This window comes from Terrabacter sp. R4-6 (genome assembly GCF_057529065.1).
This window is the reverse complement of record NZ_CP197224.1, coordinates 2,762,019-2,774,895: the sequence shown is the minus strand read 5'-3', so window position 1 is coordinate 2,774,895 and position 12,877 is coordinate 2,762,019. Positions and strand designations below refer to the sequence as shown.

At 73.5% G+C, this 12,877-nt stretch carries 17 protein-coding genes and 1 pseudogene; 11 read left to right on the top strand and 7 right to left on the bottom strand.

Annotation, left to right across the window (positions count from 1 at the left end):
* Positions 1 to 206: 206 nt before the first annotated feature.
* From ACSSS0_RS13000 to ACSSS0_RS12985, 4 genes are read left to right on the top strand one after another with little or no spacing between them, the layout of a single operon-like run.
* Positions 207 to 614, top strand: coding sequence for an MmcQ/YjbR family DNA-binding protein (locus ACSSS0_RS13000; protein ID WP_487228306.1), 408 nt, complete (start codon positions 207 to 209; stop codon positions 612 to 614).
* A 51-nt stretch (positions 615 to 665) separates the two neighbouring features.
* The gene (locus ACSSS0_RS12995; RefSeq protein ID WP_020143728.1) at positions 666 to 947 is read left to right on the top strand and encodes a metal-sensitive transcriptional regulator; all 282 of its coding nucleotides are present in this window, start codon (positions 666 to 668) and stop codon (positions 945 to 947) included.
* A 34-nt stretch (positions 948 to 981) separates the two neighbouring features.
* Positions 982 to 1,203 (top strand): heavy-metal-associated domain-containing protein, encoded by a 222-nt coding sequence (locus ACSSS0_RS12990; protein ID WP_435987511.1) that lies wholly within the window; start codon positions 982 to 984, stop codon positions 1,201 to 1,203.
* Positions 1,200 to 3,686 (top strand): heavy metal translocating P-type ATPase, encoded by a 2,487-nt coding sequence (locus ACSSS0_RS12985; RefSeq protein ID WP_487228305.1) that lies wholly within the window; start codon positions 1,200 to 1,202, stop codon positions 3,684 to 3,686. Before ACSSS0_RS12990 ends, ACSSS0_RS12985 begins: the two co-directional genes overlap by 4 nt.
* 18 nt (positions 3,687 to 3,704) lie before the next feature.
* Here the strand turns inward: ACSSS0_RS12985 and ACSSS0_RS12980 are convergent, their stop codons facing one another.
* From ACSSS0_RS12980 to ACSSS0_RS12955, 6 genes are all read right to left on the bottom strand, one after another.
* Positions 3,705 to 4,103, bottom strand: coding sequence for a hypothetical protein (locus ACSSS0_RS12980; protein WP_487228304.1), 399 nt, complete (start codon positions 4,101 to 4,103; stop codon positions 3,705 to 3,707).
* 170 nt (positions 4,104 to 4,273) lie between these two features.
* Positions 4,274 to 4,987, bottom strand: a complete 714-nt coding sequence (locus tag ACSSS0_RS12975; protein ID WP_487228303.1) for a response regulator — start codon at positions 4,985 to 4,987, stop codon at positions 4,274 to 4,276.
* A gap of 136 nt (positions 4,988 to 5,123) precedes the next feature.
* Entirely contained in the window at positions 5,124 to 5,759 is a 636-nt protein-coding gene (locus ACSSS0_RS12970) for a VOC family protein (protein ID WP_020143723.1), read from the bottom strand.
* Between the two features lie 160 nt (positions 5,760 to 5,919).
* On the bottom strand, positions 5,920 to 6,777 hold the full coding sequence (locus ACSSS0_RS12965) for a TrmH family RNA methyltransferase (protein WP_487228302.1): 858 nt from the start codon (positions 6,775 to 6,777) through the stop codon (positions 5,920 to 5,922).
* A gap of 30 nt (positions 6,778 to 6,807) precedes the next feature.
* A complete protein-coding gene (locus ACSSS0_RS12960; RefSeq protein WP_487228301.1) occupies positions 6,808 to 7,236 on the bottom strand; it encodes a DUF2000 family protein in 429 nt (142 codons plus the stop codon).
* 84 nt (positions 7,237 to 7,320) lie between these two features.
* On the bottom strand, positions 7,321 to 7,527 hold the full coding sequence (locus tag ACSSS0_RS12955; RefSeq protein ID WP_487228300.1) for a helix-turn-helix domain-containing protein: 207 nt from the start codon (positions 7,525 to 7,527) through the stop codon (positions 7,321 to 7,323).
* 137 nt (positions 7,528 to 7,664) lie between these two features.
* Here ACSSS0_RS12955 and ACSSS0_RS12950 point away from each other — a divergent pair, with 137 nt between their 5' ends.
* On the top strand, positions 7,665 to 7,856 hold the full coding sequence (locus ACSSS0_RS12950) for a hypothetical protein (RefSeq protein ID WP_487228299.1): 192 nt from the start codon (positions 7,665 to 7,667) through the stop codon (positions 7,854 to 7,856).
* Here the strand turns inward: ACSSS0_RS12950 and ACSSS0_RS12945 are convergent.
* Positions 7,826 to 8,098 (bottom strand): annotated as a pseudogene (locus ACSSS0_RS12945) (AraC family ligand binding domain-containing protein); the annotation flags it as partial. The gene ACSSS0_RS12950 and the pseudogene ACSSS0_RS12945 overlap by 31 nt on opposite strands.
* An 86-nt stretch (positions 8,099 to 8,184) precedes the next feature.
* Between ACSSS0_RS12945 and ACSSS0_RS12940 the strand changes: the two are divergent.
* The 6 genes from ACSSS0_RS12940 to ACSSS0_RS12915 all read left to right on the top strand — a co-directional run bounded on the left by ACSSS0_RS12940 (position 8,185) and on the right by ACSSS0_RS12915 (position 12,815).
* Positions 8,185 to 8,610 carry a VOC family protein gene (locus ACSSS0_RS12940; protein ID WP_487228298.1) on the top strand — a complete coding sequence of 142 codons (426 nt, stop codon included), beginning with the start codon at positions 8,185 to 8,187 and terminating at the stop codon, positions 8,608 to 8,610.
* Between the two features lie 76 nt (positions 8,611 to 8,686).
* A complete protein-coding gene (locus tag ACSSS0_RS12935; protein WP_487228297.1) occupies positions 8,687 to 9,247 on the top strand; it encodes a cysteine hydrolase family protein in 561 nt (186 codons plus the stop codon).
* Between the two features lie 52 nt (positions 9,248 to 9,299).
* On the top strand, positions 9,300 to 9,779 hold the full coding sequence (locus ACSSS0_RS12930) for a DedA family protein (protein WP_487228296.1): 480 nt from the start codon (positions 9,300 to 9,302) through the stop codon (positions 9,777 to 9,779).
* A 72-nt stretch (positions 9,780 to 9,851) separates the two neighbouring features.
* Positions 9,852 to 10,628 carry a response regulator transcription factor gene (locus ACSSS0_RS12925; protein ID WP_487228295.1) on the top strand — a complete coding sequence of 259 codons (777 nt, stop codon included), beginning with the start codon at positions 9,852 to 9,854 and terminating at the stop codon, positions 10,626 to 10,628.
* On the top strand, positions 10,625 to 12,013 hold the full coding sequence (locus ACSSS0_RS12920; RefSeq protein ID WP_487228294.1) for a sensor histidine kinase: 1,389 nt from the start codon (positions 10,625 to 10,627) through the stop codon (positions 12,011 to 12,013). The genes ACSSS0_RS12925 and ACSSS0_RS12920 overlap by 4 nt, the downstream gene beginning before the upstream one ends.
* A 109-nt stretch (positions 12,014 to 12,122) precedes the next feature.
* A complete protein-coding gene (locus tag ACSSS0_RS12915; protein WP_487228293.1) occupies positions 12,123 to 12,815 on the top strand; it encodes an NADPH-dependent F420 reductase in 693 nt (230 codons plus the stop codon).
* Positions 12,816 to 12,877: the final 62 nt, after the last annotated feature.

Genomic DNA, 12,877 nt, shown 5'->3' with positions numbered 1-12,877 from the left:
AGACGAGCGTCGGAGCACCGAGAAGATTGAGTCTGAGCCCCGAGACGGCCACGCTAACCCCCACACATCGAGGTGGGCTGCTCACCCAAGAAAATACGCCCGAACCACGACTTTCGTGACCGGTTCGGCCGGATCCGTCGACGGCGGGCGAGGGCGTGCGCGTGGCCCCTTCAGGTATGCCGCCCGGCGGGCTAACGTGCGAGGGCATGGCCCGCTCGCGCCCCGCCCGGCTCCGCGACATCGACGAGGCAGCCGCCGCGCTGCCCGAGGTGACGCGTGACCCGCCGTCCGGCGGGCGCCCGAGCTTCCAGGTGAAGGGCAGGACGTTCGCCTTCGCGCGCGGCCCGCGCAAGGACGCGTTCGACCCGGGGACGGGCGAGCCCTACGACGACGTGCTCGCCTTCTCGTGCACGGCCGAGGACAAGGAGTCGATGGTCTCGGACCCGGACTCGCCGTGGTTCACGACCCCGCACTGGAACGGCTACAACGCCGTGCTCCTGCTCGAGCGGGACCTCGGGAGGCTGACGGCGGACGAGATCCGCGAAGTCGTCACCGATGCGTGGCTGACCAAGGCGCCGAAGCGGCTCGCGAAGGAGCTGCTCGACGGTCCGTGACGGAAAGAATACCCCAGAGGGGTATCGTGTTGACCACGACGAGGAGGTGCCATGGCTGGATACACCGGCAGCAAGGACGACTACCTGAAGCGGCTGCGCCGCATCGAGGGCCAGGTGCGGGGCGTGCAGAAGATGGTCGACACCGACACCTACTGCATCGACATCCTGACCCAGGTCAGCGCGATCACCAAGGCGCTGCAGGCGGTCAGCCTCGGCCTGCTCGAGGACCACGTCGCGCACTGCGTCGTCGACGCCGCCCGCGAGTCCGACGAGGCCGCCGCCGAGAAGGTGCGCGAGGCCTCGGAGGCCATCGCACGCCTCGTGCGCAGCTGAGCACCCCACCGACCACCGCCCGAGGAGGCACCCGATGAGCACCACCACCCAGACCGAGATCACCGTCACCGGCATGACGTGCGGCCACTGCAGCGCCGCCGTCAGCGGCGAGCTGTCGGCCCTGCCCGGCGTCGTCGCGGTCGCGGTCGACCTGCACCCCGGCGAGGACTCCCCCGTCACCATCACGAGCGAGGCCCCCCTCGACCCGTCCGCCGTCGCGGACGCCGTCGCCGAGGCCGGTTACAGCCTCCGATGACCGAGGGCCGGGCACCGGTGACGACCGCCGAGCGGACCCCGGGCGAGGTCCGCCTCGCCATCACCGGCATGACCTGCGCCTCCTGCTCCGCGCGCATCGAGCGCAAGCTGTCGAAGGTCGCCGGCGTCGAGTCCGCGACCGTCAACCTCGCCACCGAGAAGGCCCTCGTCTCGTTCACCGCCCCGGTCACGGTCGAGCAGATCGTCGCCGAGGTGAAGAAGACCGGCTACGGCGCCACCGTCATCGGCGGCTCGCGCCCTGCGCCGCCGGCCCCCACCGCACCGGGCACGTATGCCGTGTCGCCCGGGAGCGCCCCCGCCGGCGCCGTGGGTGGCGCGGGTGGCGAGGTCGCCAAGCCCGCCGCCGGGGCACTGCTCGAGAAGCTGCGGGCCCAGGAGCTGGCCCGCCAGAAGGTCCGTGACGCCGCCGCGACCGCCAAGCCCGATGCCCGTCCCGCGCCGGCGCCGGCGCACCCCGCGGGACACGACAGCCACGCGGGTCACTCCGGTGACGAGGGTCAGCCGGGCTCCGACGGCTCGGTCGGCTCGGGCGAGAACCACCTCGACCACACGCCCGCGCAGGACGTCCTGAAGCCCCGGCTCGTCGCCGCCATCGCGCTGACGGTCCCGGTGCTGCTGATCGCCATGGTGCTGCCCGAGTTCGCGGCCGGCCCGTGGCTCGAGCTGCTCCTCGCGACACCCGTCGTCTTCTGGTGCGCGTGGCCGTTCCACCGCGCTGCCGCCGTCAACGCCCGCCACCTCGCCTCGACGATGGACACCCTCGTCTCGATCGGCGTGCTCGCGGCGTGGGGCTACTCCGTCGTCGAGCTGCTCCAGGGCGGCATGCACCTCTACTTCGAGGTCGCCTCGGTCGTCACGACGTTCCTGCTCGTCGGCCGCTTCCTCGAGGCGCGCGCCAAGGACTCCGGCAAGGACGCCCTGCGCTCGCTGCTCGACCTCGGCGCCAAGGACGTCTCGGTCCTGCGCATCGACCCGCAGTCTCGGATCACGAGCGAGCTGCGCATCCCCATCGACCAGCTCGTCGTCGGCGACCAGTTCGTCGTGCGGCCGGGTGAGAAGGTCGCGACCGACGGCACGGTGCGCGACGGGTCGAGCGCCGTCGACGCGAGCCTCGTCACCGGCGAGTCCACGCCGGTCGACGTGTCCCCCGGCGACGACGTCACGGGTGGCTCGATCAACACGACCGGACGCCTCGTCGTCGAGGCGCGCAAGGTCGGCGCCGACACGATGCTCGCCGGCATCCAGCGTCTCGTCGAGACCGCGCAGACCGGCAAGGCCGACGTCCAGCGTCTCGCCGACCGCGTGTCCGCGATCTTCGTGCCGGTCGTCCTCGTCATCGCGGTCGTCACGCTCGTCGCGTGGCTCCTGACGGGCCACGACATCGGCACCTCGCTCGCCGTCGCCGTGACGGTCCTCATCATCGCCTGCCCCTGCGCGCTCGGTCTGGCCACGCCGACGGCCCTGCTCGTCGGCACCGGCCGCGGCGCGCAGCTCGGCACGCTCATCAAGGGTCCGCAGGTGCTCGAGGACACGCGCCGCGTCGACACCGTCGTGCTCGACAAGACCGGCACCGTGACCACCGGTGAGCTGCGTCTGCGCAGCATCGCCGTGCGCGGCAAGCTCTCCAAGAAGGCCGCCCTCGCCGCGGCCGCCGCCGTCGAGCAGGGCAGCGAGCACCCCATCGCCCGCGCCGTCGTCGACGGCGCCCGGCTGGCGAAGCTCGACCTGCCGCGCATCCGCGACTTCCAGTCCAACCCGGGCGAGGGCGCCACCGCGCGGATCAAGGACACCGAGGTCACCGTCGGCAAGGCCGTGCTCTTCGAGAGCGTCGACCCCGAGCTCGTCGCCCACGCCCGCAGCCACGCCGGCACGACCGTCTTCGTCGGCTGGGACGGCGTCGCCCAGGCGGCCCTCACCGTCGAGGACACGGTTCGCGACTCGTCCAAGGCCGCGATCGCCCGGCTCCGGGCGCTCGGCCTGACGCCCTACCTGCTGACCGGCGACAGCGCGTCCAACGCGCGCAGCGTCGCCGAGCAGGTCGGCATCGACGCCTCCAACGTGCGCGCCGACGTGCTGCCCGCTCAGAAGCACGCCGTCGTCACCGAGCTGCAGAAGTCAGGTCGCGTCGTCGCCATGGTCGGCGACGGCGTCAACGACGCCGCGGCCCTCGCCCAGGCCGACCTCGGTCTCGCGATGGGCTCGGGCACCGACGTCGCCATGGACTCGGCCGACATCGTCCTCGTGCGCACCGACCTCGACGCCGTCGGGGACGCGATCGGCCTCTCCCGCGAGACGTTGCGCATCATCAAGCAGAACCTCGCCTGGGCCTTCGGCTACAACACCGCCGCCATCCCGCTCGCCGCCTTGGGCCTGCTCAACCCGATGATCGCCGGCGCGACGATGGCCCTCTCGTCGGTGCTCGTCGTCAGCAACTCCCTGCGCCTCAAGCGCTGGGGCCGCTGACCCTCTGTAGAGACCGCGTCAGTCGGATCGGTGCCACACGATCCCGAAGTCGTCGGTCAGCGTGTCGTCCGACCCGTCGTAGGCGAACCCGAGGGCGATGCGGTGATGCAGCGGGTTGCCGCCCGGCGCGCAGGTCAGCGTGCCGACCATGACCACACCGTCGCCCTCGACGTGGCCGGGTCCGGCGATCCGCGCCGGGTCGCCACCGCACGCGTCGGTCGCGGCGTCGTCGACGTAGACCATCGAGTAGACGCGGGCGCCGGAGCCGGCGATGTCGAGGGTCTGGTTGCTTCCGTCGGTGTCGACGGAGGTCCACGTCCCCGCCAGCGGTCCGCCGGCCGCGGCCGCGCTCGTCGCCGTCAGCAGGCCCGTCGTCAGGAGGGTACCGAGCACCATCCCGGTCAGGGTTCGTCTCATGGGGTGCCACCTCTCGTGTCGTGCTTCGGTCGGCCCCCGAGCTGCCGCGTCCCCGTCGTCCCGGCAGCATCCATCCTCCTCGCACCGGCCGGCGGTGTCCGGACAACCGGCAGAACGGACCCACTCCGCGGGTGAGGTGTTCGGTCCACGGAAACCGGAGTCCAAATATCTCAACCGGGTGGCAGCCAGGCCCCCCCGGCCGACGACGGCAGTGCCGCGACCGGCGGAGTCCCGGAGTCGGCGGCGGTCAGCTGCGGCGTCCCCGACCCGGTGAGGTGGGCATGGACGTTCCTGGCCACCTCGCGCAGCGGCCGGGGCGGCAGGTAGGCCGACGCCCCGGCGTCGAGCAGCCGGCTCACGGGCCCAGGCGCGCTGACGCCGAGCTCGTCGTCCTCGATCTCGGTCACGATGATGCGGGCCTGCGGGAACATCCCGCGCAGCGACCCCAGCAGCTGCGGGCTCACCGGGTGGGTCAGCACGACGTCGGCGCTCGTCGGCGCCCTGAGCAGGTCGAGCACGACGTAGCCGTCCCCCAGCTCGTCGGAGAGCCGCTGCCGGGCGGCCTTCGACAGCTTCGTCGCCGTCGCCACGACCATGGCGCCCTCGGGCACGCGCCCCGGACCGCCACCGTCGCCGTCGCCGCGGCCGGCCGGCTCCGGTTCCGGCCCACCCACGACCGTGCCCACCAGCACGCTCGGGCGGTGCACGAGCACGCCGATCTCGCGTCCGTCGCGGCGGAGCGTGACCTCCTGCCCGGCGACCATCGCCTCCACGGCAGCACGCACGTCGCGGGGCAGCGCCTCGAGGTCGAGGCTCGGCGCCGCGCGGCGCCTCCCCCACCTGTGGACCTGACCGTCGCGCTCCTGCACCGGCTCCTGGGGCATCCAGGCACCCTAACCCGGCCACCCCGGCGAACCGGGCGCGACCGGCCGCCGCGCGACACGGCATACGCCCCCCGGGACGACGAACGGCGGCCACCCCGAAGGGTGACCGCCGAACGCGTGCGAGTTGGTGGCTCGGTCAGATGGTGACCTTGCCGGCCGGGGTGTCGAAGGTGACGGACAGCAGGCCCGGCGTGCCGTGCGGGGCGACGAAGGTGAAGTCGATGCCGCCCTTGTCGAAGGTGTCCTCCGGGCCGAGCCACTCGCGCACACGCTTGGGGTCACCGGCGATCTGGAGGTTGTCGATGGAGACCGACGTGTCGGCGCCCGCGGAGGGGTGCACCGTCATGTCGTCCCACTCGATGAAGTAGGGGACCTGCGGGTCCGCCATGAGGCCCTTGATGCCGAGCTGGCGCCACTTGAGCTCGGTGCCGTCGGGGCGGTGCCGGTTGCCCGGGACCGACTCACGGCCGAGGCGCTGCTCGACCACGGCGATGTCGTCGACGGCGACGACCCAGCCGAGCCAGCCACCGCCGGCCTCGGAGGCGGCGCGGACGGCCTGCCCGAAGGGCGCCTTGTCGGAGGCCGGGTGGTCCAGCACCTCGACGACCTCGAGGTAGTGGTCCTTGGCCAGGGGGAAGATCACGTTGCGCGTGCCGAACCGGGGATGCACCCCTCCGTCGACCGGCGCGACGCCGATGAGCTCGGACAGTCGGGCGGCTGTGGCCTTGAGGCCACCGGCCTCCGCTGCATAGGAGACGTGGTCAACTCGCATACAGAACATCGTGACACACGCCGAGGGGTGCTCTTGACCACCCCTCCCTGTCTCTTGCGGGGCTCGTCACACGCGTCACATGAATGAAACCTGAGTGTCATCTCGTATGCCGTCCCGCGGGCTCCCACGGGCCCCCGCGGGCCCCGCGGTCGGTCGCCGGTCAGCGCGCGTTGCGCTGGCGGACGGCCTCGTAGAGCACGATCGCGGCCGACGCTGCGACGTTGAGGCTGTTCGCCAAGCCGAACATCGGGATCCGGACGCGGTGCGTGGCGGCGTCGAGCAGGGTGCGGTCGGCGCCGTGCTTCTCGCTGCCGACGGCGATGGCGACACGGCCCGTGTAGTCGACGTCGGTGTGCAGCAGGTCGGTCTCGGGGGTCGTGACGACGAGGCGGATCTCGTTCGCGGCCAGCCACTCGAGGGCCTCGGACGTCGTCGCGCTCGCGGCCGGCACGGCGAAGACGGTGCCCTTGCTCGCGCGCACGACGTTGGGGTTGCCCCAGTCGGTGACGGGGTCTGCGGCCACGACGGCGTCGACCCCGGCGGCGTCGGCGGTGCGGAGCATGGCTCCGAGGTTGCCGGGCTTCTCGACGCCCTGGCTGACCAGGGTCAGGTGCTCGGGCCCGTCGACGCGGAGGTCGGCGAGCGAGACGCCGATGCGGTCGACGACGGCTATGAGCCCGTCGGGTCCCTCGCGGTAGCTGACCTTCTCGAAGGCGCCGCGGCTGAGGTGCACGACCTCGACGCGGTCGTCGCGCAGGCGCGCGAGCAGGTCGGCCTGATGGCCGATGTCCTGGCTGCCGGCACGGCCGGCGGGGCTGAAGAGCTCCTCGCAGACGTAGACGGTGCCGGGGCGGACGCCGGCCGACAGGGCGAGGCCGATCTCCTCGTAGCCCTCGACGAGCGTCTGGCCCGTCTCCTCGCGGGTGCGGCGGCGGCGCAGGCCGAGCAGGGCCTTGAGGCGCGGGTTGGACGCCGACGTGATGGTCAGCTCGCGGGCGGGAGGCGTCGGGTTCGTCATGGCAGCCCCAGCATCCCACTCGCCCGTGGGTCAGGGGTGGAGGCGGGCGCCCTTGAGGATGCGGTCGACGGTGTTCTTCGGCGCGTGGAGGGCGAGGCCGACGAGGTCGAGGTCGGCGGCGCGCACGGTCGCGACCGCGGCTCGGTTGTCGGCGTCGTGACCGGTCGCGAACATCTCGCGCGTGTAGACGGCGAGCGCCGTGCCGCGTCGGAGGGCGCGTTCGCGCGCGGCGGTCAGCGTCGGGCCGGTGCCCTCGAAGACGAGGACGGGCATGCCGAGGAGGGGGAGGTACGCGTGTCCGTCGCCGTCGGCATACGGCTGCCCGACGAGCTCGGGATGCGCGGCCGTCACGCCGCTGACGAGGAACGCCGTGACGTTGAGGCGCTGCCAGGGCTCGAGGTCGTCGCGCACGAGGACCGCGATCTTGGTGTCGAAGGGCGGGGTCAGCAGGTCGTCCATGACCCCACCCTGCGCGGCCCGGCCACCCCTCGTCTTGTACGTCCTTGATCCCGCGCCCCTTCCCACCCGCAACGGGGGCCGGGGTCAGGCGCTGCGCTGGTAGCGGGCCGGGGTCGTGCCGAGGAAGCGGCGGAAGTGGCGGGTCAGGTGCGCCTGGTCGTAGAAGCCGGTCTCCGTCGCCACGACCGCGGCCGGGACCCCGTCGCGAAGTCGCCGTCGCGCGAGGTCGAGACGCCGACCGATGACGTATGCGTGGGGCGGGAGGCCGTACGCCGCGGCGAAGGAGCGCACGAGGTGCGGCGTCGTGACGCCGAGCGACTCCGCGACGGCGGCGATGCCGGGGGTCCCGACGGGTCGGCGTCGAGCAGCTCGCGGGCGAGCCGGGCGACCTGGCCTGCCACGGGCTGCGCGCTGCCCACGGGAGCACGGTGACCGCGTACGAGATGACCGGTGAGCCGCTCGACGACGAGGGCGAGGCGCGACTCGGCCTCGAGGTCGTCGCGCGCCACGAGCGCCCGGTCGAGCCGGAGACCGCCGAGCGGAGCGCGGCGTCGGGCAGGAGCGGGGCGTCGACGGCCGCACCGACGAGGTCGGGTGCGATGACGTCGTGCTCGAGGTAGACGACGCGCTTGCGGAAGCCGGTCGACGTCAGCGCCCGGCCGTCGTGGACGACGTGCGGCGGCAGGAGCGTGACGCCGGATCGGACCGCCGTGTGGTCGTGACGGGCGAGGTCGTAGCCGATGACGCCGTCGTCGACGACGAGCAGCGTCCACGTGTCGTGGGTGTGGCCGGGGTAGGCGTGGTCGTGCCACTGCGCGTGGAAGACCTCGGCGACCCCGGCGACGGCCGGGCGCCACGACACGGTCCGGTCGATCGGCAGGTCCACACCGGCACGCTAACCCGGCGACCGCTCCTAGGGTGGGTGTCGACCGCGACCGAGGAGGAGCCGTGACCGAGCAGCCGGCGTACCCGCGTCTCATGCACACCGCCCTCGACACGACGGACGCCCGTGGGCTCGCCGAGTTCTACCGCGAGCTGCTGGGGCTGCACTACCGCCCGGGTGACGAGCCCCCGGCCGCCGGAGTGGACGACGCCGACTGGCTCGTGCTGCTCGACGCCGACGGGGTGCGACGGCTGGCGGTCCAGCAGGTCGACGGACCGCTGCCGCGCTCGACCTGGCCGAGCCACGACGTGCCGATGCAGCTGCACGTCGACTACGCCGTGCCGAGCCTCGCCGAGCTCGAGCGCCACCGCGACCGTGCTCTCGCGCTCGGTGCGGAGTCGCTGCTCGACCGCACCGACGACGACGGGGAGCCTCTCGTCGTGCTCGCCGACCCGGCGGGGCACCCGTTCTGCCTTCTCGTCGCGCCCTGAGACCCCACGCTGTCGGTGCGCGGGCGTAGCGTCGAGGGAGCGAGGACGCAGACCGAGACACGGAGGTGCGAGCCACATGACCACCCTCGAAGGACGACCCAACACCGCCCTGCTCGTCATCGACGTCCAGAACGACGTCGTCTCCGGCGCGTGGGACCGCGACGGCGTCATCGCCCGCATCAACGCCCTCGTCGACAAGGCGCGCAGCGAGCACGTCCCCGTCATCTGGGTGCAGCACTCCGACGACGACATGCCGATCGACACCGACGGCTGGCAGTACGTCCCCGAGCTGACCCGCGACGCGTCCGAGCCGCTCGTCCACAAGCGCTACGGCGACTCCTTCGAGGACACCGACCTCGAGTCGATCCTCGCGGAGCGGCAGGTCGGTCGCGTCGTGGTGACCGGCGCCCAGACCGACGCGTGCATCCGCTCGACCCTGCACGGCGCGCTCGTCCGGGGCTACGACACGACGCTCGTCGAGGACGCCCACACGACCGAGGACCTCCGTCAATGGGGTGTCCCCGTCGCTCCCGAGCAGGTCATCGCCCACACCAACACCTACTGGTCCTGGTCCGAGGCGCCGGGCCGCAAGGGTGACGTCGTGCCCACGGCCGAGGTCGACTTCGGCGCGCACTGACCGGGCGCAGCCCGCGGCGGGCGGTGCACATGCACCCGCCTAGGGTTGGGTCATGCTCGACACGTTGGCCGCGCTGCCCTTCTGGCAGGCGTTCCTCGCGTTGTTCGTCATCGTCATGGCCCGCTCCAACGCGACCTACTGGGCCGGCCGGGGCGCCGTCGCGAGCTGGCGCCGCTACCGCGGGGCCCACGGCGACCTGACGACGCGGGCCGAGGCGCTGCTACGCCGGCTCGGGCCGTTCGCCGTGACCCTCTCCTACCTCACGGTCGGCATCCAGACCGCGGTGCACCTGACCGCCGGGGTCATGCGGATGCCCGTGCGGCTCTACCTTCCGGCGGCCGTCGTCGGCTCGGCCGCCTGGGCCGCGCTCTACGCGACGGTCGGGCTCGCGGTCGTGCAGGCGTGGCTCGCCGCCGAGGCCGGGTCGTGGTGGGGCCTGGCCGTCGTCGTGCTCGTCGTGGCGGGGGCGGTCGCCTGGTTCGTGGCCCGACGCCGCTCGCGATCGAGTGAGCGGCCCGTCCCGCTCGAGTGAGCGCCACGTCTCCTGACACGACCCGAACACGAGCGTGACGTGGGCGCCGCCCGCGCTCACTACGCTGCGATCGTGTCCACCGAGCCCGGCGCGAGCCCCGACCGCCGCCCCGACCCCGGCCGCGGACTCGTGCTCGTCGTCGAGGACGAGCCGGCGATCGCCGACGTGCTGCGGCTCAACCTCCGCGCTGCCGGCTACGGCGTCGAGGTCGTCGGTGACGGCGCGAGCGCCCTCGACGCGGTGCGGGACCTGCGCCCGAGCGCCATCGTGCTCGACATCGGCCTGCCGGTCCTCGACGGCATCGAGGTGTGCCGCCGCCTCCGCGGCCGCGGCGACTGGACCCCCGTCCTCTTCGTGACGGCCCGCGACGACGAGGTCGACCGCATCGTCGGTCTCGAGCTCGGCGCCGACGACTACGTCACGAAGCCCTTCTCCCCGCGGGAGCTCGTGGCGCGGCTCGGGGGCGTGCTGCGACGCACCCGCGGGGACTCCCGAGCGCCGGAGCTGCTCCGCGCCGGCGACCTCAGCGTCGACCTGACGAGCCACGAGGTGCGGGTCGCGGGCCGCGAGATCGCCCTGACCGCAACGGAGTTCGACCTCCTCAGCCACCTCATGCGTCGTCCGGGGGTCGTCTTCACGCGCGAGCAGCTGCTCAGCGACGTCTGGGGGTATGCCGCGACGGCCGGCGGGCGCACCGTCGACGTCCACGTCGCCCAGGTCCGCGCCAAGCTCGGCGACGCGAGCCCGATCCGCACCGTCCGCTCGGTCGGGTATGCCGCCGCGCGGGCTCCGCGTGGCGGTGCACTCCCGGGCTCGGACGACTCACCGGCTCCCCGGCCCAGATCGTGACGGCCTCGCGCGGGTCGCTGTCACGACGGATCGTCCTGCTCGCCGTCGGCATCGCCGTCCTGACCGCGCTGCTGGCCGGTCTGCTCGCCGTCGGTCTGACCCGCACGTCGGCCGACGACTCGGCCCGGCGCACCCTGTCACGGATCGCCGACGCGAGCGCCGAGCGGGCCGACTCCGGAGCGGTCGCGCGGGCCTCGCAGGCCAAGGCGGTCCGCACGCTCGGGGCCCTCGGGATCGAGTCGGCGAGCATCGGCCGCGGCGGCGTGGTGACCTCGACGAGCGCCCTGGCCCGTGACGCCCTGACGCCGGCCCGACAGCGGGCCCTCCTCGCCGGCCGCACCATCTCGACCCGCGACGACCTCGGCGGGACCCTCGTCCTGCTCGAGGGCCGGCCCACCGACGCCGGCGGCATCATCCTCGTGCAGCGCCGGTCCGACGCGACGGCCGACTCCGACCGGCTCGTGCGCCGCGTCCTGCTCGCCCTGGCCATCGCCGCCGTCGTCGCGGTGCTCGTCAGCGCCACCGTGGCGCGGCGCCTGTCCCGGCCGCTGCGACGCACGGCCGACGCGGCGCACGCCCTCGCGGCCGGGCAGCGCGACGTCCGGGTCCCGGTCGAGGGTCCCGACGAGGTCGCCGAGGTCGCGAGCGCCCTCAACTCCCTGTCGAGCTCGTTGTCCCGGTCCGAGGGGCGCCAGCGCGACTTCCTCCTGTCGGTCTCGCACGACCTCCGCACGCCGCTCACCGGCATCAGCGGCTACGCCGAGTCGCTCGCGAGCGGCGTCGTGCCGCCGGAGGAGACCGCCCGGGTCGGCGGTGTCGTCCTCACCGAGTCGAAGCGGCTCGAGCGGCTCGTCGGTGACCTGCTCGACCTCGCGCGGCTCGGCGCCGACAGCCCGAGCGTCACACCCCAGCGCACCGACCTCGTGACCCTGGGCCGCGAGGTCGAGTCGGTCTGGTCGCGCCGGTGCGCGGCCGTCGGGGTGCCCTTCACCTTCGTCCCGGCGGCGCCCGACGCCTGGACGGTCACCGACCCGGCTCGGGTGCGCCAGCTCGTCGACGGCCTGCTCGAGAACGCCCTGCGGGTCACCCCGTCCGGTCAGCCGATCGTCGTCGAGGTGCGCAGCGAGCCGGGCTCCCCCACGGACCTCGTCGTCGTCGAGGTGCGCGACGGCGGACCCGGCCTCGCCGACGACGACCTCGCCGTCGCGTTCGAGCCGTCGGTGCTGCACGAGCGCTACCGCGGCCTCCGCCCCGTCGGCACCGGCCTCGGCCTCGCCATCGTCGGGCGCCTCGCCCAGCTGCTCGGCGGGACCGTCGAGGCCGGGCACGCGGCCGAGGGAGGAGCCCGCTTCACCTTGCGCCTCCCCCACGCCACCACGCCCTGACGGCGCCGGCCGCACCGTAGCGGCGAACGGCATACGCCCTCGGCAGCGACCGCTCCGAGACGGCCCCGATCCTGCGGAATGGGACGGACGTGTCGGCGGTTGTGCAGGCATGACCACCTGGGGCTTCATCGGCAGCGGCAACATCGGCAGCACCGTCGCCCGGCTCGCGATCGCGGCCGGACACGACGTCGTGCTGAGCAACAGCAGGGGTCCCGAGACCCTCGCGGACCTCGTCGCCGAGCTGGGCCCGCACGCCCGTGCCGCCACGGCGCAGGAGGCGGCCGCGGCCGGCGACCTCGTCGTCGTGACGATCCCGCTCAAGGCCTACCGCGACGTGCCCGTCGACGAGCTCGCCGGCAAGACCGTCATCGACACGATGAACTACTACCCCCAGCGCGACGGGCAGATCGACGCCCTCGACGACGGCTCCACGACGAGCTCCGAGCTGCTCCAGGCGCACCTGCCGCAGTCGCACGTCGTCAAGGGCTTCAACAACATCTTCTTCCAGCACCTGCGCGACCTCGCCCAGCCGCTGCTGCACTCCGGCGCCGACGGCCGCAGCGCCCTCGCGATCGCCGGTGACGACGCCACGGCGAAGGACGCCGTGCGCCGGGCGTTCGACGCCATCGGCTACGACACCCTCGACCTCGGCCCGCTCGCCGAGGGCTGGCGCACCCAGCCCGGCCAGCCGGCCTACGGGCTGCAGTACGCCAAGGACGAGGCCGACTGGACCGCCGGCGCGCGCCCGGTCAGCTCCGACGAGCTCGCCGGTCGGGCGATGCGGGCCACCCGCGAGGCCTGAGCCCGAGGTCTGGGCCGGAGACCGAGTCCGCAACCCTCGACAGCCCGTTTGAGCGGCGGCCC